The sequence below is a fragment of the Nostoc sp. 'Peltigera membranacea cyanobiont' 210A genome, assembly GCF_002246015.1.
Lineage (GTDB): Bacteria > Cyanobacteriota > Cyanobacteriia > Cyanobacteriales > Nostocaceae > Nostoc.
This window is the reverse complement of record NZ_NOLJ01000007.1, coordinates 13,565-37,482: the sequence shown is the minus strand read 5'-3', so window position 1 is coordinate 37,482 and position 23,918 is coordinate 13,565. Positions and strand designations below refer to the sequence as shown.

Sequence of the window (23,918 nt, the reverse complement as noted above, 5' to 3'; positions counted from 1 at the left end):
TTTCTGTAAGGCGATCGCACCTCTCTTTCACAACAGGCAATCGCTTTGTTTTTGAAGTTTTCTACAAGGCGATCGCACTTCTCTTCTACAACAGGCGATCACTTTATTTTTGAGGTTTTCTGCAAAGCGATCGCTCACTATTCTACAACAGCGATCGCTTTGTGTTTGAGATTTTCTGCAAAGCGATCGCTTACTCTTCCACAACAGGCGATCGCTTTGTGTTTGAGATTTTCTGAAAGGCGATCGCTTTTGGGAATGTGCGAAGTTCTTAGGCGTAACCCTTCGTAGACATAACTTTAACCTTTTACAGGGGATCTCGCTCACAGATTTGTTGTGAAGCTTTGAGAGTGTCAGATTGTCAATTGCAGCGTTCAATTTGATGGAGAAAATCTTCTCCGTTATATTTGAGATATATCATTTGAGATATATCAGTCGCTTACTTTTCCTCCAAATTAATCAATATGGATATCACAGCTACTTTGAACGAAATCGCAACTCTTAGTGTTGAAGATAGAATCCGTATTGTACAGGCAATTTGGGATACTATCGCTGCGGAGCAAGTTTACCCTGATTTAACCGATTCACAAAAGCGAGAGCTTGATCGTCGAACTTCTGACTATGATTCAAATCCAGATAATGTGCTGACTTGGGAGGAAATCAAAGCATCAATTAAGAGGCAACAATGAATTATGTCCTGGTGTTTCGCCCAGAGGTTCGAGAAGAACTTAATGATGCACACAGTTGGTACGAGAGCCAGAAACCCGGTCTGGGTGACGAGTTTTTAGACTGTGTAGACGAAACAGTGAATCGAATTTCTCAGATGCCAGAATCCTATGTAATTGTCTACGCTGATATTCGACGCGCAGTAGTGCGACGATTTCCCTATGCTGTGTACTATCGGATTGTGTCGAGTCGAGTAATAGTGACGGCAATTTTTCATGGTCGCAGAGATCCAAAATCGTGGCAGACGCGAACTTAACACTATAATTACGGGCGATGTCTAACGACAAGCTGCTACGCGTCTACGCTTTATTTTTGAGGTTTTCTGTAAGGCGATACCTACGGTGAGCTACGCTAACGCACTCACTCTTCCACAATAGCGATCGCATTATTTTTGAGGTTTTCTGTAAGGCGATACCTACCGTGAGCTTCTCTACGAGACGCTCCGCGAACACTAACGCACTTTGGAAAATTTTGAAGGTGTAGTGTACCCCAGCTACGCTTCTATATTTTCCACGATATCATATTATGATATCGTGGAATTGATGGTTATACTCCACTTAACTGTAATATGGCTGTAACTGTATTGATTAAATGGATCTCAATAACAAACAACGTCAGATTTTAGAGTTAATTTTTACAACTCCTGTACCATCTAATATTCTTTGGAAAGATATTGAAAGTTTATTGATAGCTTTAGGTGCTGATATTACTCAAGGTAGAGGTTCACGGGTTCGTGTGAAATTAAATGATGTGAAAGCTGTTTTTCACGAACCGCATCCTCAAAATGAGACAGATAAAGGAGCAGTCAAATCTATTAGAGAATTTTTAATTAAGGCAGGAATTGAAATATGATGACTTATAAAGGATACACAGCTAATATAGAAGTAGATGTAGAAGCGGGAATACTTTTTGGTCAAGTCCTAGATATTAATGACGTGATTACCTTTAAGGCAAAAACTGTAGACGACGCGCGTCAAGAATTTCAAATTTCTGTTGATGATTATCTTGCTTTCTGTGAAGAACTAGGAGAGGAGCCTGATAAACCATTCTCTGGTAAACTTCCATTCCGCACAACTCCAGAACACCACCGCAAAATATTTATTGCTGCTAAAAAGGCTGGCAAAAGCATAAATGCTTGGATGGATGAAATATTAACTGGTGCTGCGGATAAAGTAATCAATACTTAGAGTCAATCATTCTAAATATGTTTTTCGCTAAAGTGCATTCGCCTTTGGCATTTTTATGGGAATATTCAAGTTTAAATTTTTCTATGGATGCGTTAACTATCAACTTTTCTCCTGTTCTTCAAATAACAGATGAGCAATTCTTCCAGTTATGTCAAATAAATGAATTGATCAGATTTGAGCGTAATGCTGAGAGCACATTGCTACTAATGCCTTTAGTCGGAGGTTTAACCAGCAACCGCAATGCTAATTTAACTGCTCAACTTGGAGTGTGGAATCGTGATGAGTCACTAGGTATAGCCTTTGGTTCTTCGGTTGGGTTTATTTTATCAAATGGGGCGGTTCGTTCGCCTGACACATCTTGGTTAAAACGTGACAGATGGGATTCTCTCACACAGGAGCAAAAAGAGAGATTTCCGCCTGTATGTCCTGATTTTGTAGTGGAATTGCGTTCTGATACTGATTGTTTAATAAGGCTACAAAATAAAATGCAAGAGTACCGAGACAACGGTACTAGATTAGGTTGGTTAATTGATTTAGAAATTCGGCAAGTAGAAATTTATCGCTTTGGTAGAGATGTTGAAGTGCTGCAATCTCCTGCTAGTTTATCAGGAGAAGATGTGCTACCGCAATTTGTGCTTAATCTTAAAGATATCTGGTGAATTGATTAAAATACGAAATGCGATCGCAACATACACAACAGGCGATCGCTTTATTTTTGAGCTTTTCTGCAAAGCGATACCTACGGTGAGCTACGCTAACGCACTCACTCTTCTACAACAGGTGATCGCATTATTTTTGAGGTTTTCTGCAAGGCGTAGGCGTAGCCCGTCGTAGACATCGCTCACTCTTTCACAACAGGCGATCGCATTATTTTTGAGGTTTTCTGTAAGGCGATCGCACTTCCACAACAAGCGATCGCTTAGTTTTTGAGGTTTTCTGTCAGGCGATCGCTCTTTATAATTACCTCCACCAATGGCTTCCGTCCTCTACATTGATGCGTTAGGTGGCTGACAACTCCAATAAATCTACTCTGAGGCTACCGATTTAGGGCTGATCTCAAACTGTAAATGGGAACGGTAGAAACAAACATCAAACTCCATAAAGAAGTTAACTTGCCCCAAAATCAGAGGTACGTTTGTAGCCTGTGTCCATGCAAATACAAGTTGTACAGATTCAAATTGCCCAACTACTGCCTGAAGAACCACGACACGCGCCTCATATTGAGCTAAATTACCTGTCAAACTCAATGCAGTTGTCTGCTGCTCCCACACGTAACCAAGCTCAACCCCTTCTGGATAAGGAAGCACATTCACGCTTGCTCCAGTATCCAACAGACCGGATGTGATCACAGAGCTTTGCTGGTAAATCAAAGTAAGGGGTAGATAGGGGCGGAAACTGGCTTCCCCCAATGCAACATCAATCGGGATGAAGGAATACCGTTGTGCGTTACGCATGGTCTTGAGTTTTAGCAGCTTGTAGCACTTTTAACATAGTATCTGCTGCTTCAACTGCATCATAAGGCGACCACACAGAATAGGACTGATCGGGCTTAATCAGATCGGTTTCCTGTTGGGCTAACTCTGAGATTAAAACCTGCATAATGTAAAACTTATCTGCTCGACTAAGTTCTCGCAAAGTGGAGATTAATTCTGCTGAAACCATGCAAAGCACTCTAGTAAATCAAGTCTGCTTCTTGATCATAGTTTATTCGTTGGGTTTCACTGCGTTTACCTCAAGCTACAACTAGAATAATCACGTCTGCAACTTACAGATGAGACAATTCAAACAGCTAATAATGCGTAGGCGTAGCCCGTCGTAGACATCGCACTCACTCTTCCACAAATGGCGATCGCATTATTTTTGAGTTTTTCTGTAAGGCGATCGCTTTATTTTTGAGGTTTTCTGTAAAGCGTAGGCGTAGCCCGTCGTAGACATCGCTCACTCTTCCATTGGCGCTGTGGATAACTGGATTTATGAGGATACTAATACCAATTCTGTATGAAGATGCGCCAAACTATATGAGGAACGAACCGCAAAGGGCGCATTCGCGCAGCGTCTCGTCAGAGAAGGACACAAAGAAGAAAGAAAATTTGGCGCAGCCTCACAAAGAAATGGTATAACGAAACCTTCATCAAAGATGAAGAAATGCAGAAACGGTTGCTGAACCTCAACCCCCATTCTTTCCGCAAGATTGTATCAACTTTGTTGGAAGTGAATGGACGCGGTTATTGGGAGACTAGCGACGAGAATTTAGATCGTCTGCGTGAGTTGTACCAAGAAGTTGAAGATCGGATTGAAGGAATTGATTAGCTGATAAAAGTGTAGAAACACAAAATCAAGATGTAGAGACGTTAGATATAACGTCTCTACATTTTTGATGGGTTTTTAGAGTTTTTAAATTGCGTTTTTGTAAGCTTTATACCAATTCTTTAGAGGGATACGCCAGAGCAAATGTAGTTTTTAAGCGATGCTCATTTTAACTTTTCAAAAACATAGTTTGGCGCAACTTCACAAATAAACTGTAAAGGTAAAAAATAGCACTACAGATGCTTAAAGCCCAACATCCAAAGCTGACGCTGAGTATTGAGTTATGATATTTTCTTTTGTATCTTACTGGTTTAAAAACTATTTTTTAGCTAGGAACACACTAAGACACATAGAAAAGAATACATAATAAAAGTTCATCTGTGGTTTTTTGCCCTAAGTCTCATGAATCGTCAGCTAGCTCTTGAAGAACCGATATTTTCCCATCTACCAGTGTTACCGCAAGAAGTGATTGTAGGTCTAGCGGTATCTCCAGGAGGTCATTATCTTGATACGACTGTAGGCGGTGGTGGTCATAGTCGCCTAATTTTAGAAGCTTCTGGAGATGTGCGGGTAACGGCAATTGACCAAGATGAGGATGCTTTAGCAGCCGCGAGGAAAGAATTAGCAGAGTTTGGCGATCGCATACAATTTATCCATAGCAATTTTGCTGACTACGAGTTTCCCCCCAACACTTTCGATGGTATCTTAGCCGATTTGGGGGTGAGTTCTTACCATTTAGATAAAGCAGAAAGGGGTTTCAGCTTTCGCCAAGCTGCGAATTTGGATATGCGAATGGATCGGGGGCGATCGCTAACTGCTGCTGATGTAATTAATAATTGGGATGAAGCAGAATTAGCAGATATTTTCTTTAAGTACGGTGAAGAGAGATTATCGCGGCGTATTGCTCGTCGTATTGTAGAACGGCGACCGTTACACACGACTACAGAATTGGCTGAAGCGATCGCTTCTTCAGTTCCTCCAAAATACCGTTATGGGAGAATTCACCCGGCTACCCGTGTTTTTCAAGCTCTGCGAATTGTCGTCAACGATGAGTTAAAATCCCTAGAAACCTTTTTGGATAAAGCGCCAAATGCCCTTGTCCCTGGTGGCAGAATTGCAATTATCAGTTTCCACAGTTTGGAAGACCGCCCAGTAAAGCATGGTTTAAGAAATTCACCTTTATTAAAGGTCTTGACAAAAAAGCCGATTATTGCGCAAGAAGAGGAAATTAGTCAGAATCCGCGATCGCGATCGGCCAAACTGAGAATAGCTGAAAAGTTGCTGTAACTACAATGCAGTCTTAAACTGCTCCATCTCAACGATCTGCTAATGTAGCGTTGTTGAAGAGTTAAAAAATAATAGATGGAAATTAGTAATCTTTTTACAGCAGGTGGCGTAGTCATGTGGCCTCTGCTGGCCTTCTCTTTGTTAGGGGTAGCGCTAATTATCGAACGGATCATCTTTTGGATAAAGATAAATAATCGGCAAAACAAGGTAGTGCGAGAGGTGCTACACCTTTATCGTCTTGATAATGTAGTTAGTGCTTTAGATAAATTGCAGAAAAATACTGATTTACCCCTGGCTCGAATTTTTTTAGCAGCTTTAGAATTGGAGGAGCCGACACCAGAGGAATTTCGTTTGGCATTAGAAAGTGAAGCACAAGCCGAAATCCCTTTGCTCAAACGCTCCCAAAATATTTTTGAGACAATTATTGGTCTTGCGCCCCTATTAGGACTTTTAGGAACTGTATTAGGATTAATTAACTCCTTTGCTTCTCTAAATATTGGAGATGTGGGAGGTAGTAAAACAACAGGTGTAACATCTGGAATTAGTGAAGCTTTAGTATCCACAGCATCAGGGTTGGTAGTGGCAATCTTTACACTATTATTTGCCAATACCTTCCGAGGACTCTACCAGCGGCAGATTGCCTGGATTCAAGAATATGGCGGACAGTTAGAATTACTCTACCGCCGTCGCTACGAAAGAGGAGATAAATCATATCTGCCGAATAAATGAAGCGGAACTGGGTAATTGGAAATTAGTAATCGGTAATTGGGATTAGTTCACTATTTGTTACCGAATTTTGCTCTAACACTTTTGACTCTAATAGTATTCTAAAATAACGAATAGCTTTGTTCGCTACAGTTATTGAGGAAATATTCCATGACTATTTGGGTAAATGAGCAAATTGATCCGTCTGGGATGATTCATGCCTGTATTGCCACTCGTAATGAATCTCAAGCTAAAGATTGTCATGATTCTTTTGAGAATAATTTGACCAAGACGCAAAAGGCCGCAGGTTGGGTAGCGCGATTACGAACAGTCGATTCTTGGGATGAAGTGCCGGTGAATTCTTTAAAACTCAATTAATTGGGTGCTATAGAAATTAGCCTACATAGCTGAAATATCTTCTGGCAGACATAATTACTTTTGTTATTTTCTGCTTACTCCAACCTGCGTTGCTTTTTTGGGATTTTGATCGAATATATTTCATCTGCGTAGGCGTAGCCCGCCATAGGCATCGCCTGTCTACTATACGCTGTATCTATGCCAATACCCAGAGCGATCGCAGCAAATTCCATGAGAACAGGTTAATAAAGGATAAAATTCGGATTAAATTTCTCAAATTATTATTAACTGCTTCCAAAAAAAGTAACATATTATAGAAAAATGATGATTTTTCTGAACTTTTAAGAGCTATCATCTATACCGTAGATTAAATTAAAAAATTTGTATAAGCCGAATCAATTTAGTGAACTATCCCAAAGTTTACACTTCGGAGCAAGCCTGTCCCATTAATTTAGTTGGCGAAACAGGACAAGCGGTTCAAATTTCAATTCATGCTCCCAGTCAATATATCTGTGCCAACTGCGAACGGATATTACCAGATTGGAAACGGCAGCCATTTTTACGAGTAGTGATTGTATTACAACAATCGCGTTATCAATTAGTCGAAAAGACAGCAGAAGTAGAGTCAGAGAAAGAACGCTTACGAGAAAAGTTTATGAGATTTGGCTGTGATTTAGCATTTAATTTGCGCGATCGCGGCTATTTAACTGACCTGATTGACCCTCGTACAGGCTATCCCTTACTCTCCCATCCGGGAGCAATTCCTCACGACGACACAGCAGTTGTCAAGGCTTTGCTAAACTATCCGGTGATTAAAAATCAATGCCGTGTGTTAGTTCATCCCGATTGGGGTGCAGCAGTTTATCCTAGTATTTTGATATCAGAAGCTCCCCCAATTGTGATCGAATGGGTTACAAAAGGCATAGCATCCATGCATGGGTGGAAAGAAATTAATTATTAATCATTGTTCATTGATCACTTGTACTGAGTTTCGACCGCTACGAAGTAAAACCGGGGATAATGGCTTTTGGTTCCTGTTTGGGTAACATCTCAGGCTGATCGGCAGGTATTTCAAATTGATGATAATTTTAGCCACTACTGTCAGACTAAACTTTTAGCCCGTAGCGAAGAGAATGGTACTTTAGCAGCATCTGCGGGAATTATATAACTATAACTATCGGCAAAAATCCTGTTCCCAACTTTCTGCATATAAGTAGATGGGTGGGGAAATTTATAACTATGTCCGTAGCGATCGCAAAGCGTGTCTTGTTAAGACTCAGCAAAGTGTTCGCGTAGCGTCTCGTAGAGAAGCAATCGCAGGCGTTTCAAGCTTTTTATATCTCGTTGGATAGTTAGATATATTTGTGCTTACCTAGCTTAGACACCAAGTTGATTCTGAGCAAAGTGAAATACTTATTTCATAGTTATGCTCAATCCCAATTCCCATAACAAAATTTCCCATACCTGATGTATGAAAATATTAATTCAACACCGTCATTACGACAATGAAATTAGTGGAGTCTTAACTTATATTTATTCTATTATTCCTGAGTTGGAAGCTAGATTAATTGAAGTCAAAACTATTTCGACCAGACAAGATAATATCGCTAAATGGTTTAGTTATATTGTTTGGGCAGATATAGTACACATGAATTCCAATGACTTATTGTTTACTTTGTTATGTAAAGTTTTGCGAAAAAAGATAATTATTAAATATCATTATTCTCTTTATCAATCTACTCATACTAGTTATGAGCAGATGAAGTTGACGCAACGTTTAAAAGCTGAATTTAAACACACATTGCCCAAAGCTAATTATCCATTAAAGTGGAAATTACACACTTTTATCAAATGGGCACGCCTAAGCACCCGCCTTTCTACTGCCTTCTTAGCCGATTATCATACGGCTTGTAGTAACTTTTTAGGAGAATCTTCTGCTTTTCCTTGGCCAGTTGATACTTTATATAATCCGATTGAAATAAAGTCGGAAAACCAGCTTAAAACTTTAGAAAATTTATCGCAGCCATATAATTTTATTTTTGTCGGGAGATTAGCTACAGACAAAGGCGTAGATATTTTATTAAAAGCAGCGCGAATTTTACAAGATGAAAATAAAGAATTTAAAATTACTATTATTGGCGATGGCGAACAATCTCAGGAATTAAAACAGCTAACGTCTGATTTAGGAATTGCCAACAAAGTTAATTTTTTAGGTAAAGTTCCTCAAAAAGAAGTACTTCTAAAAGTTCAAGATACTTTGGCTTTAATTGCTCCATCTCGTTGGCAAGAACCGGCAGGTTACGTAGTGTTAGAAGCCTCTAGCGTTCAAACCTGCTCAATTGTCTCAAAAATGGGAGGATTGTCTGAAGTAGGAGAGCCGCACAGCCTATTTTTTGAAAATGAAGATGCAGAAGAATTAGCCAAATGTATGCGATATTGCTTAGATAATCCAGATGAAGCAATTAAGCGAGGTTTTCAGTCCAGCCAATATGTTGCGGAAAAGTTTTCGGCTGCGCGTGCTGTTAATAGACTACTGGAAATTTGTAGCCAACTTACTCCTAAAGCATTGGTAACAAAATCTGATACATAATTCCCATTACAGGGTTGCTGCCCTGTAACAGGCTCATTGGAAGCTCTACCAATAGTACATAAGCACTTCCTTATGGCCCAGAAAACACAGCTTGTTCTACATCATCCCGACTAAGAGAATACTTGAATGAGCGTTGGATATCTTGTCCATTTTCCCCAGATTGAACATATCGCACTACAATTTGCTCAACATCGAGCCATAATTCAGCTTGCCAATTAGGTCGCTGTACACGCCAGCAATGCCTTTGTGTTTCGTCTTGTTGACAGCCTTGATCTTTTAGCCACTGCTCAATTTGTGGCAGGGGATGATTATATAAGGGAGTATCAGAGGGAAGAAGAGCCATAGGAATTTTAGATTTTGGATTAGGGAATTGTTTAATTTTTAATTATCGGATGGGTAATTAGTTGCGACATATAGGTAATCTGCTGTTGTACAGATGTAGTTGGTTGCAACAAATGGGAATGGATCGCAGCCTCGCCACGAGTTAAGCCAATGGCAACTGCTAATAACAAACAACCTACAAATGTTAACACCAGCATAAATAAAGCAAAGATTTCGCCGGATGATAAGGGGCGATCGCTCGCATCGAGGTAAGCTGATTTTGACCAGTCATGAGAATGCGAGACGGGATGATTCAAATCAGGGGGTGGTTGAATCACTCCAAAGCGGGAATAGCCAATTTTCAAATCGTAGCTTAACCGGCGTTCTGGATGGCTAAGGGTAGCGTAAGCTTCGTTGATTTGCTGAAATTTGGGAGTGGCGATCGCAGTCGGCAAGTCTGTAGTATCAGGATGATAAAGTTTGCTCAGTTGCCGATAAGCGCGACGAATGTCAATTACCGATGCCCAGGGATGCAGTCCTAGCAGGGAGTAATAAGTTGGTTCGCTGCTTTGTGGCATTGCCCCGTTTTGATTCACATCTGTTTGAGTCACTTTGCTCAAAGATATTTTTTATATTTTAAATCTTTTGTGAATTTGAGAAGACACAGCAGGTCTAGCATCTGATCAGATATCTTAATAAAGCATTTAAAATTTCAAAGTCCCTCTCCCAAGCTGGGGAGAGGGATTTAGGGTGAGGGCTTTTGATTCATGCAAGAAGTCTATTCTAAGTCCTCAAAATCAGGTCTTCTCATAAGAGTCCATTGATCGCTTATAGATCAATAGTTCCCAATGCCCAATCCCCGTTTACCTTGTAATTCTCCGCATATAATTTCCCCACAACTGAGCTGCTTGAGCACTGCTGCCAGATGTCGGGGAATTATTGTCATTTCCCAGCCAAACGCCAGTTACAAGTCGCTGACTGGGGATAAAACCAATAAACCACAAGTCAACGTTTTTATCAGTCGTGCCAGTTTTACCAGCTTCCCCTAGTCCAATGGCAGCACTACGACCAGTGCCTCTTGCGATTACACCGCGCATCAAACTAGTCATTTCATCGGCGACATCATTTTTCAACACTCGTTTGTTGGCACCTGGATCTTGGTCGAAGGAGTAGATTACACGACAGGTTTTGATATCATTGCGATCGCTGCAATCACCACTGTCTAAAATTCGGCTAATAGCATGGGGAGGATTCAACACACCGCGATTGCCAATAGCACCAAAAGCACCAGTCATTTCCAAAACATTAACTACACTTTGACCCAGTACCAAGCCGGGAACTGGATCGAGGTTTGATTTTATCCCCAAACGCTGCGCCATGGCCACAACTTTATCCAGCCCGACTTGTCTGGCAACTCGCAAGGCGATGGGATTTTCTGAAAGCGCCAGCCCGGTGGCAATATCTAAATTAGTGTCAGCACCAGCACGACAGGGTTTATAAGTAAAGCCTTGCCAAGTTAAAGGGGCACAGGAATAACTGTTGGATGGCGAAATTCCCTCTTGAATGGCGGCAGTGTAAGCAAAGATTTTGAAGGTGGAACCTGGTTGTCTTTTGGCTTGAACAGCACGATTGAACTGACTTTTTTTGTAATCAGTCCCGCCTACCATTGCGAGAATACTGCCTGTACTAGAGTCAAGAGTTACCACAGCCCCTTGAGAAAAATTAAAAGTTCTACCAGAGTTGTTGACCGAATTACTTAATGCTGCTTCTGCTTGTCTCTGTATGGCTGGATCGAGCTTGGTTTCAATGATATAGTTTCCCTCTCTTGCAGCTCCCTCCCCTAAAATTGATTCGAGTTCAGAGAAGACATAACTGTAAAAATAAGGTGCGATCGTTTTAGCTTGCTGTTCGCAGACTTTAGGACTAATTTGGACAGTGGAGCGTCTAGCCCGGTTCGCATCCTCTGCTTTAATTTTGCCCATCTCCAGCAACCGCTTAATCACACGATTTCGATATTCGGCCGCTTCTAGCTTATTTGGCCCATCCCCACAAAAATCGAAAGCGTTGGGGGCTGGTAAAATTCCTACCAATGTTGCTGCTTCTGCCAAAGTTAATTCTTTAGCCGACTTCTCAAAGTAATATCGGGCTGCATCCTCAAAGCCAGAGGTATCCCCTCCCAAAAAAACCCGATTTAAGTACATCAGCAAAATATCATCTTTGCTGTAAAAGGTTTCGAGCTTGAGGGCGACAACTGCCTCCCGCAATTTGCGGCCAAGGGTATCCTGTCTACCTACATACTCGCGGAACAAACTGCGGGCAACTTGCTGGGTAACAGTGCTGGCTCCTTGTTGCACATCTCCGCTGCGGCTATTAATCAACACAGCTCGTAAAATCCCTAGAGGATCAACCCCAAAGTGCCAGTAATAACGACTATCCTCTGAAGCCACTACCGCAGAAGGCAAATAAGGGCCAAATTCCTCTAATCGCTTCATGTCTACATGAGAGATTGTCCGAGGCTCTCTCAGGGGAGTGGCTCCATCACGGGCGTAAACAACTACTGGGGCGCGTGTCGCTGTCGGTAGAGGTTTGACAGAAAATTTCAGCCATTCGACGCCAATCACTAACGTTAATAGGGCACTGACACCACCAACTCCATAGGCTGTCCAACTTGCAGCTTTGACATACCATGCGGGTGGATCGACATATTGCAACCGCACAGAAGCGGCGAGTTCTGGGGGTCCCAGAGTCAGAATATCGCCGTGACGCAGTTCTAGGGAACTAACACGACGTTTGCCACGATAAATGCCATTGGTGGAGTTTTCGTCTTTGATCGTGAAAACTGGTGTGCGCTGAGTAGAATTCCGCGATAATGAGAGGTGAATTTGGCTGACAACCGGGTTACGGATAACGATATCGCTGGATTTGGAACTACGACCGAGAATATAGCGATCGCCCAACAGTGGATATACCTCTGCTTTATCCGCCCCCGCATCCTGCACCCAAAGTTCTGGTACTTTGGCATTAGGCTTGAGCGCCAATTTTGAAAAATCGACCCTAGCTTGAATCGTATGTACTGCTTGAGTCAGTTGACCTAGTAACGTTTGTGGCTTGTGAGGGGGTTGGGGAGAACTCATCGGCTATTCACATCACAGTTTTTAATGAAGAATCGGGCGAATTACAATCAATTTTAGATGTTAATCTTTCATCATTTTACTCATAAGCCAAAGCATAAATTAGCTATACGGGACTTTATTGATTTAATTTATACTTAATCTTATATTATGGCTAGAATTTATTCGTGATTTTAGTCACTTTTTTATATAATAGAACTTACGCATTGACAAAGACAGCCAACTGTGGATTACCTCTCGTTACAAGACAGAGCCTTGTAATGCTCTTATGGGAGGCTCTGACTCCCGTCAAACAAGTAGGCAGCAGCCCACCTTGATCGCATTTCCAGGCACAGTCTGGGAACGAGGCAGGGTAAGACTTTTCGTTTAACAAGCTGACTATTCACATAATAATCAATGTGTAAAGTACGTAAGTCCTATATAAGAAAAATTTCTTCTATATTCTCCAAGGCTTAGTAAGTAGCTAGTACAGCGCGGCGGAAATAAACAGACCATATTGGTGGGAGAATAAATAATCAGGATAAAAGCCGTTTGGTAGGGACAGATGGAGGAATCAAGGTGTGGCTAGATTAGCTCCTAAAATATTAAATTTAAGTGATGAAGAGCGTGAGCAACTGCAAAAGTTGATAAACAGGCACAACACGCCGCAACAGATAGCAATACGAGCCAAAATAATTCTCATGGCATCTGAGGGTCAAAACCATCGACAAATAGCCCGAAATTTAGATATTAATAGGCAGATGGCTCGTTTATGGCGAAACCGATGGTTAGAAACCGAGGGTCAAGAATTATCGGTTTTTCAAAAATTACAAGATCAAGAGCGTGTTGGCACACCAGTAAAATTTAGTATGGAACAAGTAATCGAATTATTTGCATTGGCCTGTTCTCCACCTGAAGATTACGGACGGTCAATAAGTCATTGGACAGCGAGAGAACTAGCGAACGAAATTATGAAACAAGGTATTATTGAAAGCATATCTGTTCGCCATATTGGAAGATTGCTTGAAGAAGCAGAACTTAAACCCCACCAGAGTCGCTACTGGTTAACCCCCCCCTGTGGACGAAGAATTTGATGCCAAAGTGGAAGATATAACTGGTTTATATATCAGCGCCATTGAGCGTCATATAAAGGGGGAGCGCACAATATCCATTGATGAAATGACAGGTATTCAAGCCACTGAACGGTTAGAAAAGGATTTGCCAATGCGACCAGGCAAAGTCGAAAGAAGAGAATTTGAGTACATCCGTCACGGTACACAAAGCTTAATTGCCAGTTTCGATGTTGCTACTGGTCAAATTGTCCAGCCGACTTGTTCAGATACAAGAACAGAAGTTGATTTTACCCTTCATGTTCGCCGAACAATTGAAACTGACCCAGATGCCAAAAAATGGCATCTGATTATGGATTGTCTGAACACTCATCAGTCTGAATCCCTGGTTCGTTTAGTTGCACAAATGGAAGGTTTGGATATTGATCTGGGTATTAAGGGAGAAAGTGGCATCCTCAAATCAATGAAATCCCGCATGACTTTTTTGCGTGACCCAGCACACCGAATTGTGTTGCATTACACTCCTAAACATTCTTCATGGCTCAATCAAATTGAGATTTGGTTCAGTATTTTGGTTCGCAAGTTACTCAGAAGAGCCAGTTTCGTCAGTCAGGATGATTTGAAAAATCGAATCCTCAAGTTTATCGACTACTTTAACCAAACAATGGCTAAACCTTTTAAGTGGACATATAAGGGCAAAGTTTTGGCTATTTAATGGTCTGCTTATTTCCGCCGCGCTGTACTAGTATTTTTCATTCAATAACTACAAGTATAATTTTCCCTTTTGTCTTTTTAAACACTAGCTATTAACAAACAACTGATTTAATTGTTACCAATTTTACATATCCACATATTCTGAAACAAACCTAAATATCTTCATTTAGGAGGATTTTCTAAATCTTAATTATCTGCTTTAATAGGGCGAGTGTTCTGTTGAGGTTAATTTCAGAATGATGGGAAAATCTCTGACCCTGATTGGTACAGCTTTATCTTTGGCACTTACCACTAATATTGCTGTAGCCCAATCCAGTAAATCCCCCATAGCCCAATCTAGTAGCGACTCCACTAGTGCACCAGCGGAAATTAAAATGTCGCCAGAAGGGATGAAAATTCTGTGCGAGCATTTTCCGCTAAACTCCCGCTGTTCCGGCGGCACAGCAGCCACCCCTAGCGCTCCTGGTAGCACTACAGTACCAGCAGAAACAACACCAGCAGAAACAACAACGCCTGATAGCACCACCACTCCTGATAGCACAACTGCACCAGGAACCACTCCTCCTGAATCTGGCACTCCCGAAACCACTCCAGCACCAGGAAGCATGACCCCACCGGCACCTGGCGCACCTAGCAACTTAACTCCAGCACCAGGAAGCCTTACTCCAACCACTCCTGAAGGCGCACCTAGCAACTTAGCTCCAGCGCCAGGAAGCTCAACCACTCCTGAAGGCGCACCTAGCAACCTAACTCCAGCACCAGGAAGCGTTACTCCAACCACTCCTGAAGGCGCACCTACTACTCCTGGCAGCACTACCGAACCAGGTAGCTCAACTACACCTGAACAACCTGGCACTCCTGGCACTCCTGGCAGCACTATTGAACCAGGTGGCTCTCCTAGTACTCCTGGCTCTAGTTCGCCAAAAACTCCTACCACAGGTAACTAAATTTAAAGCTGGGGCATAATCTAAATAATGGTTTGCCATCAGCGATCGTCGGTGCATCTTTCTTGAACTCTTGCACCAGTTATGCAAACTGGTGTCAGGTGACAAATAAAAATTGATAAAACCTTATACGTAAAGTCTTCGCATATAAGACTAAGCAAGGGTTTCACTAAGTCAAAAGCCTGGGATTAATCATCCCAGGCTTAATAGTTTAATGGGATCTGCCAGTTGAAGTCGGTGTTTTTTGCAAGGAAGCAATTAATAGGCAAACAATACCAATACTGATAAATGAATCTGCCACATTAAATACAGCAAAGTTAATCAGGCGAAAATCAAGAAAATCAACGACGTAGCCTAAAACAAAACGATCGATACCGTTGCCCATAGCTCCACCTAAAATCAAGCCATAGCCTAACTGATCCCACAAATTTAATGTTGGGCCAATTAACGCCAATGCTATCAATACTAAACTTACTCCTAAAGACAGCCAGCGCAACCACTCTACTTTCCCACTCAACAGACTAAAAGCCGCACCAGTGTTAGTGACATACGTGAAGTGAAATATCCCAGGCAAGAGTGGTAGTGTCTGCCCCAAGCTAAAGCTTTGTACTACCCAGTACTTTGTTATTTGGTCTAAGAAAAAAGTGATGAAGGCAGCGATCCAGAAAAGACGATTTTTTAAATGCATGGCGAATTAGTCATTGGTCGTTGGTCGTTGGTCATTAGTCATTGGTCATTGGTCATGAGCTTTTGACAAATGACAAAGGACGAAAGGCAATAAACTAATAAAACATTAAGTGACGCAATATATATGCTATTACAGTAACTGCACAGACCACGATTAGTTGACCTGGTAGTGCAAACCAGGAATATCTAAGGATTGCTTGCATCAAGGGTAGATTTTCTGTGCCTTTCCACTGAAAAAAATAGCTAATAATCAAATAAGTAATACCGCATAGGTGGAGAGTTAACAAGCCACACATACAACTAAAGGCAAGAGTTTCTAGTCGAGGTCTCGCTTTAAAAGCAACTAAGCCACAAATCCAAGCTCCAGGAATAAAACCTAGTAGATAGCCAAACTGAGAAAGCTTGACATAACCAATACCGCCGCCATCGGCAAATACTGGTAATAAGGTTAACCCCATTACTAAATAGGCAATTTGCGAGAGCGCACCCGCATTTTTGCCTCCTAAACAACCCACTAACAATACTGCGCCAATTTGAAAAGTGACACCTAAAGAAAAAGTCTGAATTCCGTGCTGACTCCAAGTCCAAGGAAAGGTGATGCCATAAACTTCTAAGAAGGTACCACCCATTGTTAGGAGTAAGCCAATCATAGACCATAGTAATTGATTGGAAGCAGCAAACATTTATCAGGCAACCAAGGAAAAGCAAAAGGGAAAACCAACAGCAACTAGTATATTCATTAATATTGAAATGAAATTTGTGCTTACATCTTAAGAACTAGCATATTTTCTTTTGCCTTTTTGGTATTGTAATTTTTCAGTTCTACGAATTGTCGCTGAGGTGTCTATTATCTGATTTTCTTGGCTGAGGCGTGCTGTGAATTCTGGTATTTAACCTAAAATATGGTAAACTAACATGATCTATATAACTATTTATACTATTTCTTCAGAGCATTACCTAAATTTGGCTACAAAGTACTTAATGCTTAATCTTAATTAATATTTATATACTTTTTTTATGAATTGACCAACGAAATTACACTAACAATAAATTTTTGTAAATAGGTATAACAAACTTCCTTTAGTAATATTTATATCTTAAACTTAAAACAAGGTATAAAAATTATCAATAAAAACTAGATACAAGGGTTTGCTCTTCATCAAAAAAACAAGTATCTTTTTGCTTTGTTAACCTTTTGTTAATCTCTATTGTTGTTCTTTGGGAGTATCTTAGAAACGCTCACCTGAAAAGTTACTAAAAAATTGATAGCGATGCTCTCACGTCTTAGTGCAATAAAAACTCATCGCCTCACAGGTTCAATTTCAGTGTTAGCACTGACAATCAGCCTAGCAGGTTGTGGCGGACAGCAAACCCCAGATAGTACAGCCACCAAGGATACGCCTTCTGGTACTGCTACCGATACTACTGCCTCTAGCCCAGCTAAATTAGACCTTGGCGGAACCGTAAAGTTAAGCGGAGCTGGTGCGTCTTTTCCGGCACCACTTTACGATACCTGGTTCACTGATTTAAACAAAAAATATCCAAATTTGCAAGTTGACTATGCATCAGTTGGTAGCGGTTCTGGAGTTGAACAATTTATCAAAGGCACTGTAGACTTTGGTGCCAGCGATGTTGCAATGAAGGATGAAGAAATCCAGAAAGTACCAGCAGATAGAGGTGTTATTTTACTACCTGTGACTGCTGGTAGCATCGTGTTGGCTTACAACTTGCCAGATGTTCCAGAACTCAAGCTACCACGAGCCGTTTACACCGATATTCTACTAGGCAAAATCACGTCTTGGGATGATGCCCAAATTGCCAAGGCTAACCCAGGTGCAAAGCTTCCTAAAGAGGCAATAACGGTTGTTTATCGTTCTGATGGTAGTGGAACTACGGGTGTGTTCACAAAACACCTCAGCGCTATCAGCCCTGAGTGGAAGAGTAAAGTTGGTGAAGGCAAAACTGTCAACTGGCCTAAGGGAGTAGGTGCGAAGGGTAATGAGGGTGTTACTGCCCAAATCCAACAAACTCAAGGTTCCATTGGTTATGTCGAGTATGGCTATGCCAAACAAAATAGTCTCAAGTTTGCTGCTTTGGAAAATAAAGGCGGTAAGTTTGTTGTAGCTAGTGAAGAGTCAGCTTCTAAAACTCTCGAATCAGTACCTCTACCCGCAAATCTCCGCTCCTTCATTTCCGATCCCGAAGGGCCTGATTCCTATCCCATCGTCACTTACACCTGGATTTTGGCTTACAAGAAATACCCCAATGCGGCAAAAGCCAAGGCGATTGAAGCTGCAATCGAATACGCTTTAACTGATGGACAGAAGCAGGCTAGTGCATTAGGATATGTTCCTCTACCCTCAAATGTGATTACAAAGGTAGCTGCTGCTGCTGACCAAATCAGTCCAGAGTACAAAATTTCTGTTGCTAGTGGTAGTAGTGCTAGCAAGTAAGCTAGCAAGTAAGCAAGCAATAAAACATGCCTATCCAGTAGTAACTTTGGACACGGAGTTACTATTGTATAAGTCAGTTTAAATAGATGATGAGGCGACAATTTTACTAATCTAGTTGCCTCCCATATTTTTCTCTGATTTAATTCTGAAAGTCGGTATTCATGACTACAAATTCTCAAAATCTGTCATCAGCGATGAAAAATCGCTCTGACGCCGAAAAATCCTTAGATTTGGGTTTTATTTGGCTGACTAAAATTTTTGCTTTTGGGGTTGCTGGCACTTTATTATGGATTGGGTCGCAGGTTGCAATTGGTGCTTGGCCTGCCATTCAACAGTTTGGTGCCAGCTTTTTAGCCAATACCACTTGGAATCCGGTTAATGATACCTATGGGGTGCTACCTCAAATTTATGGAACTCTCGTGAGTTCTTTTATTGGTCTGCTGATAGCAGTCCCCATTGGTGTTGGTACTGCGATTGTATTGAGCGAGGATTTTTTACCTGCAAAAGTGAAACTGGTACTGGTTTTTGCGGTAGAACTACTCGCAGCTATTCCCAGCGTTGTCTATGGCGTGTGGGGTATTTTCGTTTTGGTGCCAATATTAACCAGCCTGGGAAAATGGCTGAATGGTTACTTTGGCTGGCTGCCATTTTTTAGCACTTCTCCTACAGGGCCAGGAATGTTGCCAGCAGGAGTCATATTAGCGATTATGACTTTGCCTATCATCACAGCTTTATCCCGCGATGCCTTGATTTCTGTACCCCCCAGCTTGCGCCAAGCCTCGATAGGACTAGGAGCAACCCGCTGGGAAACGATTTTACAAGTTCTTATCCCAGCAGCCTTTTCGGGCATAGTTAGTGCTGTGATGTTAGGACTTGGCCGCGCAATGGGAGAAACAATGGCTGTAACGATGTTAATTGGCAACTCCAACAACATCAGTCTCTCTCTTTTTGCACCAGCCAATACGATTTCTTCTCTACTGGCAAATCAATTCTCAGAAGCTAGTGGTTTGCAAGTTTCGGCTTTAATGTATGCGGCTTTAATTCTATTTTTCTTGACACTAGTAGTCAATATTCTGGCAGAGTTGATCGTTCTGAGAGTCAAGCGAATATAGCTTAGTTTTGGGTTAAATTATGACTTCTAATTTTCCAGAGCGCAGTTTAACTCGCTCCGCCATGTCTCAAAGAACACTGTTTAATACAGTGATGACCGTAATCGCTTTTACCTGCGGAGTATTGGCACTTGTTCCTTTGCTAGCAGTACTTTCTTATGTGATTATTAAAGGCTTTAGCAGTCTGAATCTGGCCGTGTTTGTGGAATTGCCACCCAAAGCTCTCCAAAAAGGAGGAGGCTTTGGTAATGCCATTTTAGGCACGCTGCTGATGGTAGGAATTGCTGCCTTGATTAGTATCCCCTTTGGAGTTTTAGGGGCGATTTACATCACAGAATTTAGTTCGGCGAGAGTAGCTAGATGGGTGCGTTTTGCGGCTAACGTCCTGAGTGGAGTCCCCTCGATTATTGCTGGGGTATTTGCTTATGGGATTGTAGTTTTAACAATGGTAAAGTTGAACTTAGGATCGTATTCAGCTCTAGCTGGAGGGTTTGCACTAGCAATTTTGATGTTGCCAATTATTCTGCGAACTACTGATGAAGCGTTACAGTTAGTATCGCAAGATTTGCGACAAGCATCTGTAGGGTTGGGAGCGACTAACTTTCAAACTGTAAGTCAAGTAGTCTTACCAGCAGCTTTACCAGCTATTGTAACTGGGGCAACGCTATCGATCGCCAGAGCATCTGGAGAAACCGCACCTCTGCTATTTACTGCCCTATTTTCTAATTTTTGGCCAGATGGTTTATTCCAACCTACAGCTTCTCTGGCTGTCTTGGTTTACAAATATGCCATTTCTCCGTTTAAAAATTGGCAATCTTTAGCTTGGGCAGCATCTTTGATTTTGGTATTGATGGTTCTAATCACAAGTATCATCGCTCGCTGGGCAACTCGTCAAAAAGTTTAATAAACAACCATATACAGTGTAGATCCCATCGCTTAAAGTAACACTAGATTTAATTTATGGCTACCAACACTAAAACAGTGAATGACACTGAAACCGTATTACGGGCTGAAAATCTCAACATTTACTACGGCAAGTTTTTAGCCTTACAAAATATTTGGCTAGATATACCGAAAAATCAGGTCACTGCTTTTATCGGCCCTTCTGGTTGTGGTAAAAGTACATTGTTGCGATGCTATAACCGCCTCAATGACCTGATTGAGTCATTTCGGGCAGAAGGTAAAATACTTTTTTACGATAAAAACCTGTATGCACCCGATATCGACCCTGTAGAAGTGCGTCGGAGAATTGGGATGGTGTTTCAAAGACCAAACCCATTTCCCAAGTCAATTCATGACAATATTACTTTTGGAGCTAAAATCAACGGCTACAAAGGTGATTTAGATGAATTAGTAGAAAGCAGTCTCAAAAAAGCAGCTTTGTGGGATGAAGTCAAGGATAAACTAAAGCAAAGTGGCTCGTCTTTATCTGGTGGACAACAACAGCGATTATGTATTGCTCGCGCGATCGCAGTCCAACCTGAAATTATACTGATGGATGAACCTTGCTCCGCTCTTGACCCCATTTCCACCTTGCGTGTTGAAGAACTGATTCACGAACTTAAAGAGCAATATACTATTGTCATTGTCACCCATAACATGCAGCAAGCAGCACGTGTTTCTGATAAGACAGCCTTTTTTAATGTTCGGACTTCAGAGAAAGGAACCCGTAGCGGCTATATGGTAGAGTATGACGCAACAGAATTAATTTTCAACAATCCTCAACAGGAAGAAACCAGAGATTACGTTAGCGGCAAATTTGGATAAATATTTGTTTTACATTGTTGATATTAAAGCAATGAGGGGTACTCGGAAATTAAAGCTGTGCGATATTCCTCTATGTTTTTTATTTGAAGGACTTTTTTCTTCCCAACAAACTTCATCTCCATGCTGTCAGATGTCTATTACTTAGTGCGCTCAAAAACTGATGGGAATTATCTTATAGCTCGTCCTGATGCTGAAACATCGGGTTATTTATTGTTGTTTCAAGAAAACTTTGACGCCCTTAGCTATCTCAACACCCACGCAGCAGAAGTGGCAAATCGCTTTGCTGTAGAATCTATTGCGCGTACACAGTTGGGAAACTTGCTCAAACGTTGGGGTTTTAGCGGTGTGGGCATTGTGACTGACCCGTTATTACCCAAAGTTGAATTTTTACAGCACAGTTAACTAATTCGTAATTCGTAATTCGTAATTTTTATTAATTAAATAGTTGTGCGATCGCACAAGAAAAATCAGGTAATATGGGTGAACTCAATTCATCACCATTAAACAACGTAGCAACTAATTTTAAACTCGCTTGTTCGCGTCGATATACTTCCACTTGTTGCTTGCGCCAATCTACAATCCAATATTCTCTGACACCTCGTGATGAGTAGAGCTTCAGTTTTAGTTCTCTGTCCCGCTTTTCATTTTCACTACCAGCAGATAACACCTCTACAACTAGTTCTGGCGCACCAGTCAAATGCCCAGCCTCATCTAGAAGTAAAGGCAATCTCTCGTTGCTAGCCCAGACAACATCGGGAATAACATTATCATTGTCGGACGATATTCTTACTTTCTCCACAGGCTTTTTGTGTGCTGGTGCTAGAAGCGTTGTTAGTACTTTGTGGTCAGTCAATGATTTAGCCACAGCATTATTTTCCATCTTTTACTACCAGTAGCGACAAGAAGGTAAAAACCGCCATGAAGCATTACATAAAGCCCAAATTCAGCTACGAGAATTTACAAAATTAGACCTAAATAAAATATTTCAGGAAGTAGAAGCAAGGGAAAAAGAACTGATAAGAAATAGAAAAAATATCCTTCAGATTCTATCGAATATCAACAATGGAAGCTTGAATATAATATGTATACTAAATTGAACAGACAAATTAAAAAAATCGAAAACTCTACTCAGTAATTTCCCTTTTCAGATCCTCATTACTGGGCTGCTTTTATTTGCCACGGTTTACGGTAAGAAAATAATAGTATTGGGGCAATTACTCGCCCTGTTCATGAACCTGATTAAAATTTGGTAAGAATTTAGGATTCAAAGTTTGGTCTAAAGTGTAGGGACAGATTTCTGGAAAAACATTTTCACCCAACTCAGTTTCTCGAATCGCTAAAGCCAAACCTAGTTCATAAACACTGAAGAAAACTTCATCAAGATAGGGTTTCAAACTAGGGCTATCTTGCAGAAGCAGCTTAATTTGAACACGTTGTTCTCGAATTGTACCCAACCAGCTATTGCTACGTTTTTCAGGTTGAAATTGCCATTTTAGTAAATGTCCTAGCAATACTCCCAGCCGATTTCGCAATTCTTGCCGTTCTCTTCTGCCGAAAGTTTCAATTTCTTCAATCAGGTTAACTGTATCTAATTGTTCCCACTGTTGAGTTTTGAGCAAGCTAACCTGCTTTTGCGTCCAATCATAGAAATCTGTTTCATATAGGTGAGATGTGTACATTTTTTCAACTTTATTTACACCTATCTACTTACCAACCCCTGCGGTAACACTTGCACGAAAATCCAAAATCTAAAATCCAAAATCTAAAAATAAATATTGGGTTTAGCGATGCCTACGGCGGCAAGCTACGCCAAACCCAACCTCAAATAATCTAAAACCTCAGAACTAATTCGCTACTTCAGCCACCTCAATGACTCGCCCTTCATAATCCTTGACCAAAAAGTTCAGAGGTTTGTGGTTACGAATCTTCAATTTTAAACCGCGCATTTCGACTCGCATTAAAATCATTTCCAGGCAGTCATGGTCAAAACAAACGTGGCGTTGCTGATTTTTGCTACCTAAACTCGCACCAGTAATGACGTGTAGCTGGGTGTTTTTCTTTAATTGATACCACAGCCCATCGTTGGCATTATTCATCATTTTACTAGACAAGCTCGGCCCGGTAGACATATATAACGGATCGATGCCAGTTGCGCCTATAGTTTGTTCGTAGTTGTAGTAGTAGTGCAATGGCACCTCAGCTGCTGGCAAATCTAGCAGCCCTTCATACAACTGTCGGGCAATCTCTAAATCTGACACCATTACAGTGTGTACTTTTGGGGCACTGGTGAGAAACATCCACATGGCACCAGCGTAAGCTGCTAGCAGCATCACCATAATGCCTTGGGTGGAGAACAGGCTATCTAAGGGCAGGGAAGGCAGAAAGGAGCCTAAAGTAAGGGGACTGAGCAGGAACGATATGACACTAACTGCTATAACCATGAACAAATAAGGATTCTTTAAGAGAGTTGATTTTATGATTGTCGATTAAGACTAAAATTAAGTCCTTGTTTCTAGTTTATCAATACTCAACTAGTCTGAGTCTCATCTACAAACTGAGCAACACCAAGATATTATGCGATTAACTA

The 23,918-nt window shown here is 41.2% G+C and carries 31 protein-coding genes and 2 pseudogenes; 22 read left to right on the top strand and 11 right to left on the bottom strand.

Annotated elements, in window-relative coordinates:
• Positions 1–45 precede the first annotated feature (45 nt).
• The 6 genes from CDG76_RS36415 (at position 46) to CDG76_RS22300 (ending at position 2,569) form a co-directional block, all read left to right on the top strand.
• A complete protein-coding gene (locus CDG76_RS36415) occupies positions 46–288 on the top strand; it encodes a hypothetical protein (RefSeq protein WP_143854151.1) in 243 nt (80 codons plus the stop codon).
• Between the two features lie 173 nt (positions 289–461).
• The gene (locus CDG76_RS22320) at positions 462–686 is read left to right on the top strand and encodes an addiction module protein (RefSeq protein ID WP_094351130.1); all 225 of its coding nucleotides are present in this window, start codon (positions 462–464) and stop codon (positions 684–686) included.
• Complete coding sequence (locus tag CDG76_RS22315; protein ID WP_094351129.1) at positions 683–979, top strand: type II toxin-antitoxin system RelE/ParE family toxin; 297 nt, start codon at positions 683–685, stop codon at positions 977–979. Before CDG76_RS22320 ends, CDG76_RS22315 begins: the two co-directional genes overlap by 4 nt.
• A 335-nt stretch (positions 980–1,314) precedes the next feature.
• Positions 1,315–1,575 (top strand): type II toxin-antitoxin system HicA family toxin, encoded by a 261-nt coding sequence (locus CDG76_RS22310; protein WP_094351128.1) that lies wholly within the window; start codon positions 1,315–1,317, stop codon positions 1,573–1,575.
• Positions 1,575–1,910: a type II toxin-antitoxin system HicB family antitoxin gene (locus tag CDG76_RS22305; RefSeq protein WP_223265362.1), complete on the top strand. Its 336-nt coding sequence runs from the start codon at positions 1,575–1,577 to the stop codon at positions 1,908–1,910. The genes CDG76_RS22310 and CDG76_RS22305 overlap by 1 nt, the downstream gene beginning before the upstream one ends.
• Before the next feature lie 17 nt (positions 1,911–1,927).
• Complete coding sequence (locus CDG76_RS22300) at positions 1,928–2,569, top strand: Uma2 family endonuclease (RefSeq protein ID WP_317616134.1); 642 nt, start codon at positions 1,928–1,930, stop codon at positions 2,567–2,569.
• 90 nt (positions 2,570–2,659) lie between these two features.
• On the opposite strand, the gene CDG76_RS37545 is transcribed toward CDG76_RS22300, so the two are convergent.
• From CDG76_RS37545 to CDG76_RS22290, 3 genes are all read right to left on the bottom strand, one after another.
• The gene (locus tag CDG76_RS37545; protein WP_190240940.1) at positions 2,660–2,821 is read right to left on the bottom strand and encodes a hypothetical protein; all 162 of its coding nucleotides are present in this window, start codon (positions 2,819–2,821) and stop codon (positions 2,660–2,662) included.
• A gap of 114 nt (positions 2,822–2,935) precedes the next feature.
• On the bottom strand, positions 2,936–3,364 hold the full coding sequence (locus CDG76_RS22295; RefSeq protein WP_094351126.1) for a hypothetical protein: 429 nt from the start codon (positions 3,362–3,364) through the stop codon (positions 2,936–2,938).
• Positions 3,357–3,572 (bottom strand): hypothetical protein, encoded by a 216-nt coding sequence (locus CDG76_RS22290; protein ID WP_094351125.1) that lies wholly within the window; start codon positions 3,570–3,572, stop codon positions 3,357–3,359. Before CDG76_RS22290 ends, CDG76_RS22295 begins: the two co-directional genes overlap by 8 nt.
• Before the next feature lie 456 nt (positions 3,573–4,028).
• Here CDG76_RS22290 and CDG76_RS36410 point away from each other — a divergent pair.
• The 7 genes and pseudogenes from CDG76_RS36410 to CDG76_RS22265 all read left to right on the top strand — a co-directional run.
• Positions 4,029–4,220 (top strand): annotated as a pseudogene (locus tag CDG76_RS36410) (cobaltochelatase subunit CobN); the annotation flags it as partial.
• A gap of 399 nt (positions 4,221–4,619) precedes the next feature.
• A complete protein-coding gene (gene rsmH / locus CDG76_RS22285) occupies positions 4,620–5,504 on the top strand; it encodes a 16S rRNA (cytosine(1402)-N(4))-methyltransferase RsmH (protein WP_094351124.1) in 885 nt (294 codons plus the stop codon).
• A 75-nt stretch (positions 5,505–5,579) separates the two neighbouring features.
• Entirely contained in the window at positions 5,580–6,233 is a 654-nt protein-coding gene (locus tag CDG76_RS22280) for a MotA/TolQ/ExbB proton channel family protein (protein ID WP_094351123.1), read from the top strand.
• A gap of 147 nt (positions 6,234–6,380) precedes the next feature.
• Positions 6,381–6,587, top strand: a complete 207-nt coding sequence (locus tag CDG76_RS22275) for a glycogen debranching protein (protein ID WP_094351122.1) — start codon at positions 6,381–6,383, stop codon at positions 6,585–6,587.
• A 382-nt stretch (positions 6,588–6,969) separates the two neighbouring features.
• On the top strand, positions 6,970–7,527 hold the full coding sequence (locus tag CDG76_RS22270) for a methylmalonic aciduria and homocystinuria type D protein (RefSeq protein WP_190240939.1): 558 nt from the start codon (positions 6,970–6,972) through the stop codon (positions 7,525–7,527).
• Between the two features lie 66 nt (positions 7,528–7,593).
• A complete protein-coding gene (locus CDG76_RS36405) occupies positions 7,594–7,734 on the top strand; it encodes a hypothetical protein (RefSeq protein ID WP_223265335.1) in 141 nt (46 codons plus the stop codon).
• 303 nt (positions 7,735–8,037) lie between these two features.
• Positions 8,038–9,156, top strand: coding sequence for a glycosyltransferase family 4 protein (locus tag CDG76_RS22265; protein WP_094351120.1), 1,119 nt, complete (start codon positions 8,038–8,040; stop codon positions 9,154–9,156).
• A gap of 70 nt (positions 9,157–9,226) precedes the next feature.
• Here CDG76_RS22265 and CDG76_RS22260 read toward each other — a convergent pair whose 3' ends face one another.
• The 3 genes from CDG76_RS22260 to CDG76_RS22250 form a co-directional block, all read right to left on the bottom strand.
• On the bottom strand, positions 9,227–9,499 hold the full coding sequence (locus tag CDG76_RS22260; RefSeq protein WP_094351119.1) for a DUF3143 domain-containing protein: 273 nt from the start codon (positions 9,497–9,499) through the stop codon (positions 9,227–9,229).
• 31 nt (positions 9,500–9,530) lie between these two features.
• Positions 9,531–10,055, bottom strand: a complete 525-nt coding sequence (locus CDG76_RS22255) for a J domain-containing protein (RefSeq protein ID WP_094351484.1) — start codon at positions 10,053–10,055, stop codon at positions 9,531–9,533.
• A gap of 285 nt (positions 10,056–10,340) precedes the next feature.
• Positions 10,341–12,611, bottom strand: coding sequence for a transglycosylase domain-containing protein (locus tag CDG76_RS22250; RefSeq protein ID WP_094351118.1), 2,271 nt, complete (start codon positions 12,609–12,611; stop codon positions 10,341–10,343).
• 557 nt (positions 12,612–13,168) lie between these two features.
• Here CDG76_RS22250 and CDG76_RS22245 point away from each other — a divergent pair.
• The 3 genes from CDG76_RS22245 to CDG76_RS22235 all read left to right on the top strand — a co-directional run bounded on the left by CDG76_RS22245 (position 13,169) and on the right by CDG76_RS22235 (position 15,318).
• On the top strand, positions 13,169–13,681 hold the full coding sequence (locus CDG76_RS22245; protein WP_094350179.1) for a helix-turn-helix domain-containing protein: 513 nt from the start codon (positions 13,169–13,171) through the stop codon (positions 13,679–13,681).
• A complete protein-coding gene (locus CDG76_RS22240; protein WP_223265263.1) occupies positions 13,665–14,372 on the top strand; it encodes a transposase in 708 nt (235 codons plus the stop codon). The genes CDG76_RS22245 and CDG76_RS22240 overlap by 17 nt, the downstream gene beginning before the upstream one ends.
• 235 nt (positions 14,373–14,607) lie before the next feature.
• Positions 14,608–15,318 (top strand): hypothetical protein, encoded by a 711-nt coding sequence (locus tag CDG76_RS22235; protein ID WP_094351117.1) that lies wholly within the window; start codon positions 14,608–14,610, stop codon positions 15,316–15,318.
• 208 nt (positions 15,319–15,526) lie between these two features.
• Here the strand turns inward: CDG76_RS22235 and lspA are convergent, their stop codons facing one another.
• A complete protein-coding gene (gene lspA, locus CDG76_RS22230; protein WP_094351116.1) occupies positions 15,527–16,003 on the bottom strand; it encodes a signal peptidase II in 477 nt (158 codons plus the stop codon).
• A 94-nt stretch (positions 16,004–16,097) separates the two neighbouring features.
• Positions 16,098–16,685 (bottom strand): biotin transporter BioY, encoded by a 588-nt coding sequence (locus CDG76_RS22225; RefSeq protein ID WP_094351115.1) that lies wholly within the window; start codon positions 16,683–16,685, stop codon positions 16,098–16,100.
• 588 nt (positions 16,686–17,273) lie between these two features.
• Here CDG76_RS22225 and pstS point away from each other — a divergent pair.
• The 5 genes from pstS to CDG76_RS22200 all read left to right on the top strand — a co-directional run bounded on the left by pstS (position 17,274) and on the right by CDG76_RS22200 (position 21,733).
• Positions 17,274–18,455 (top strand): phosphate ABC transporter substrate-binding protein PstS, encoded by a 1,182-nt coding sequence (gene pstS, locus CDG76_RS22220; protein WP_094351114.1) that lies wholly within the window; start codon positions 17,274–17,276, stop codon positions 18,453–18,455.
• A 161-nt stretch (positions 18,456–18,616) separates the two neighbouring features.
• Positions 18,617–19,567 (top strand): phosphate ABC transporter permease subunit PstC, encoded by a 951-nt coding sequence (gene pstC, locus CDG76_RS22215; RefSeq protein WP_094351113.1) that lies wholly within the window; start codon positions 18,617–18,619, stop codon positions 19,565–19,567.
• A 19-nt stretch (positions 19,568–19,586) separates the two neighbouring features.
• Positions 19,587–20,468: a phosphate ABC transporter permease PstA gene (gene pstA / locus CDG76_RS22210; RefSeq protein ID WP_094351112.1), complete on the top strand. Its 882-nt coding sequence runs from the start codon at positions 19,587–19,589 to the stop codon at positions 20,466–20,468.
• Between the two features lie 56 nt (positions 20,469–20,524).
• Positions 20,525–21,331: a phosphate ABC transporter ATP-binding protein PstB gene (pstB, locus tag CDG76_RS22205; protein WP_094351111.1), complete on the top strand. Its 807-nt coding sequence runs from the start codon at positions 20,525–20,527 to the stop codon at positions 21,329–21,331.
• A 120-nt stretch (positions 21,332–21,451) separates the two neighbouring features.
• Complete coding sequence (locus tag CDG76_RS22200) at positions 21,452–21,733, top strand: hypothetical protein (RefSeq protein WP_094351110.1); 282 nt, start codon at positions 21,452–21,454, stop codon at positions 21,731–21,733.
• Between the two features lie 31 nt (positions 21,734–21,764).
• Here the strand turns inward: CDG76_RS22200 and CDG76_RS22195 are convergent, their stop codons facing one another.
• A complete protein-coding gene (locus CDG76_RS22195; RefSeq protein WP_223265334.1) occupies positions 21,765–22,184 on the bottom strand; it encodes a Uma2 family endonuclease in 420 nt (139 codons plus the stop codon).
• Here CDG76_RS22195 and CDG76_RS38530 point away from each other — a divergent pair.
• Positions 22,147–22,227, top strand: a pseudogene (locus CDG76_RS38530) (hypothetical protein); the annotation flags it as partial. The gene CDG76_RS22195 and the pseudogene CDG76_RS38530 sit on opposite strands and share 38 nt — an antisense overlap.
• A 318-nt stretch (positions 22,228–22,545) precedes the next feature.
• Here CDG76_RS38530 and CDG76_RS22185 read toward each other — a convergent pair.
• Together CDG76_RS22185 and CDG76_RS22180 are read right to left on the bottom strand one after the other, a co-directional pair.
• Positions 22,546–23,010 carry a DUF29 domain-containing protein gene (locus CDG76_RS22185; protein ID WP_094351108.1) on the bottom strand — a complete coding sequence of 155 codons (465 nt, stop codon included), beginning with the start codon at positions 23,008–23,010 and terminating at the stop codon, positions 22,546–22,548.
• Positions 23,011–23,175: 165 nt separating this feature from the next.
• Complete coding sequence (locus CDG76_RS22180; protein ID WP_094351107.1) at positions 23,176–23,772, bottom strand: glyoxalase-like domain protein; 597 nt, start codon at positions 23,770–23,772, stop codon at positions 23,176–23,178.
• Positions 23,773–23,918 lie beyond the last annotated feature (146 nt).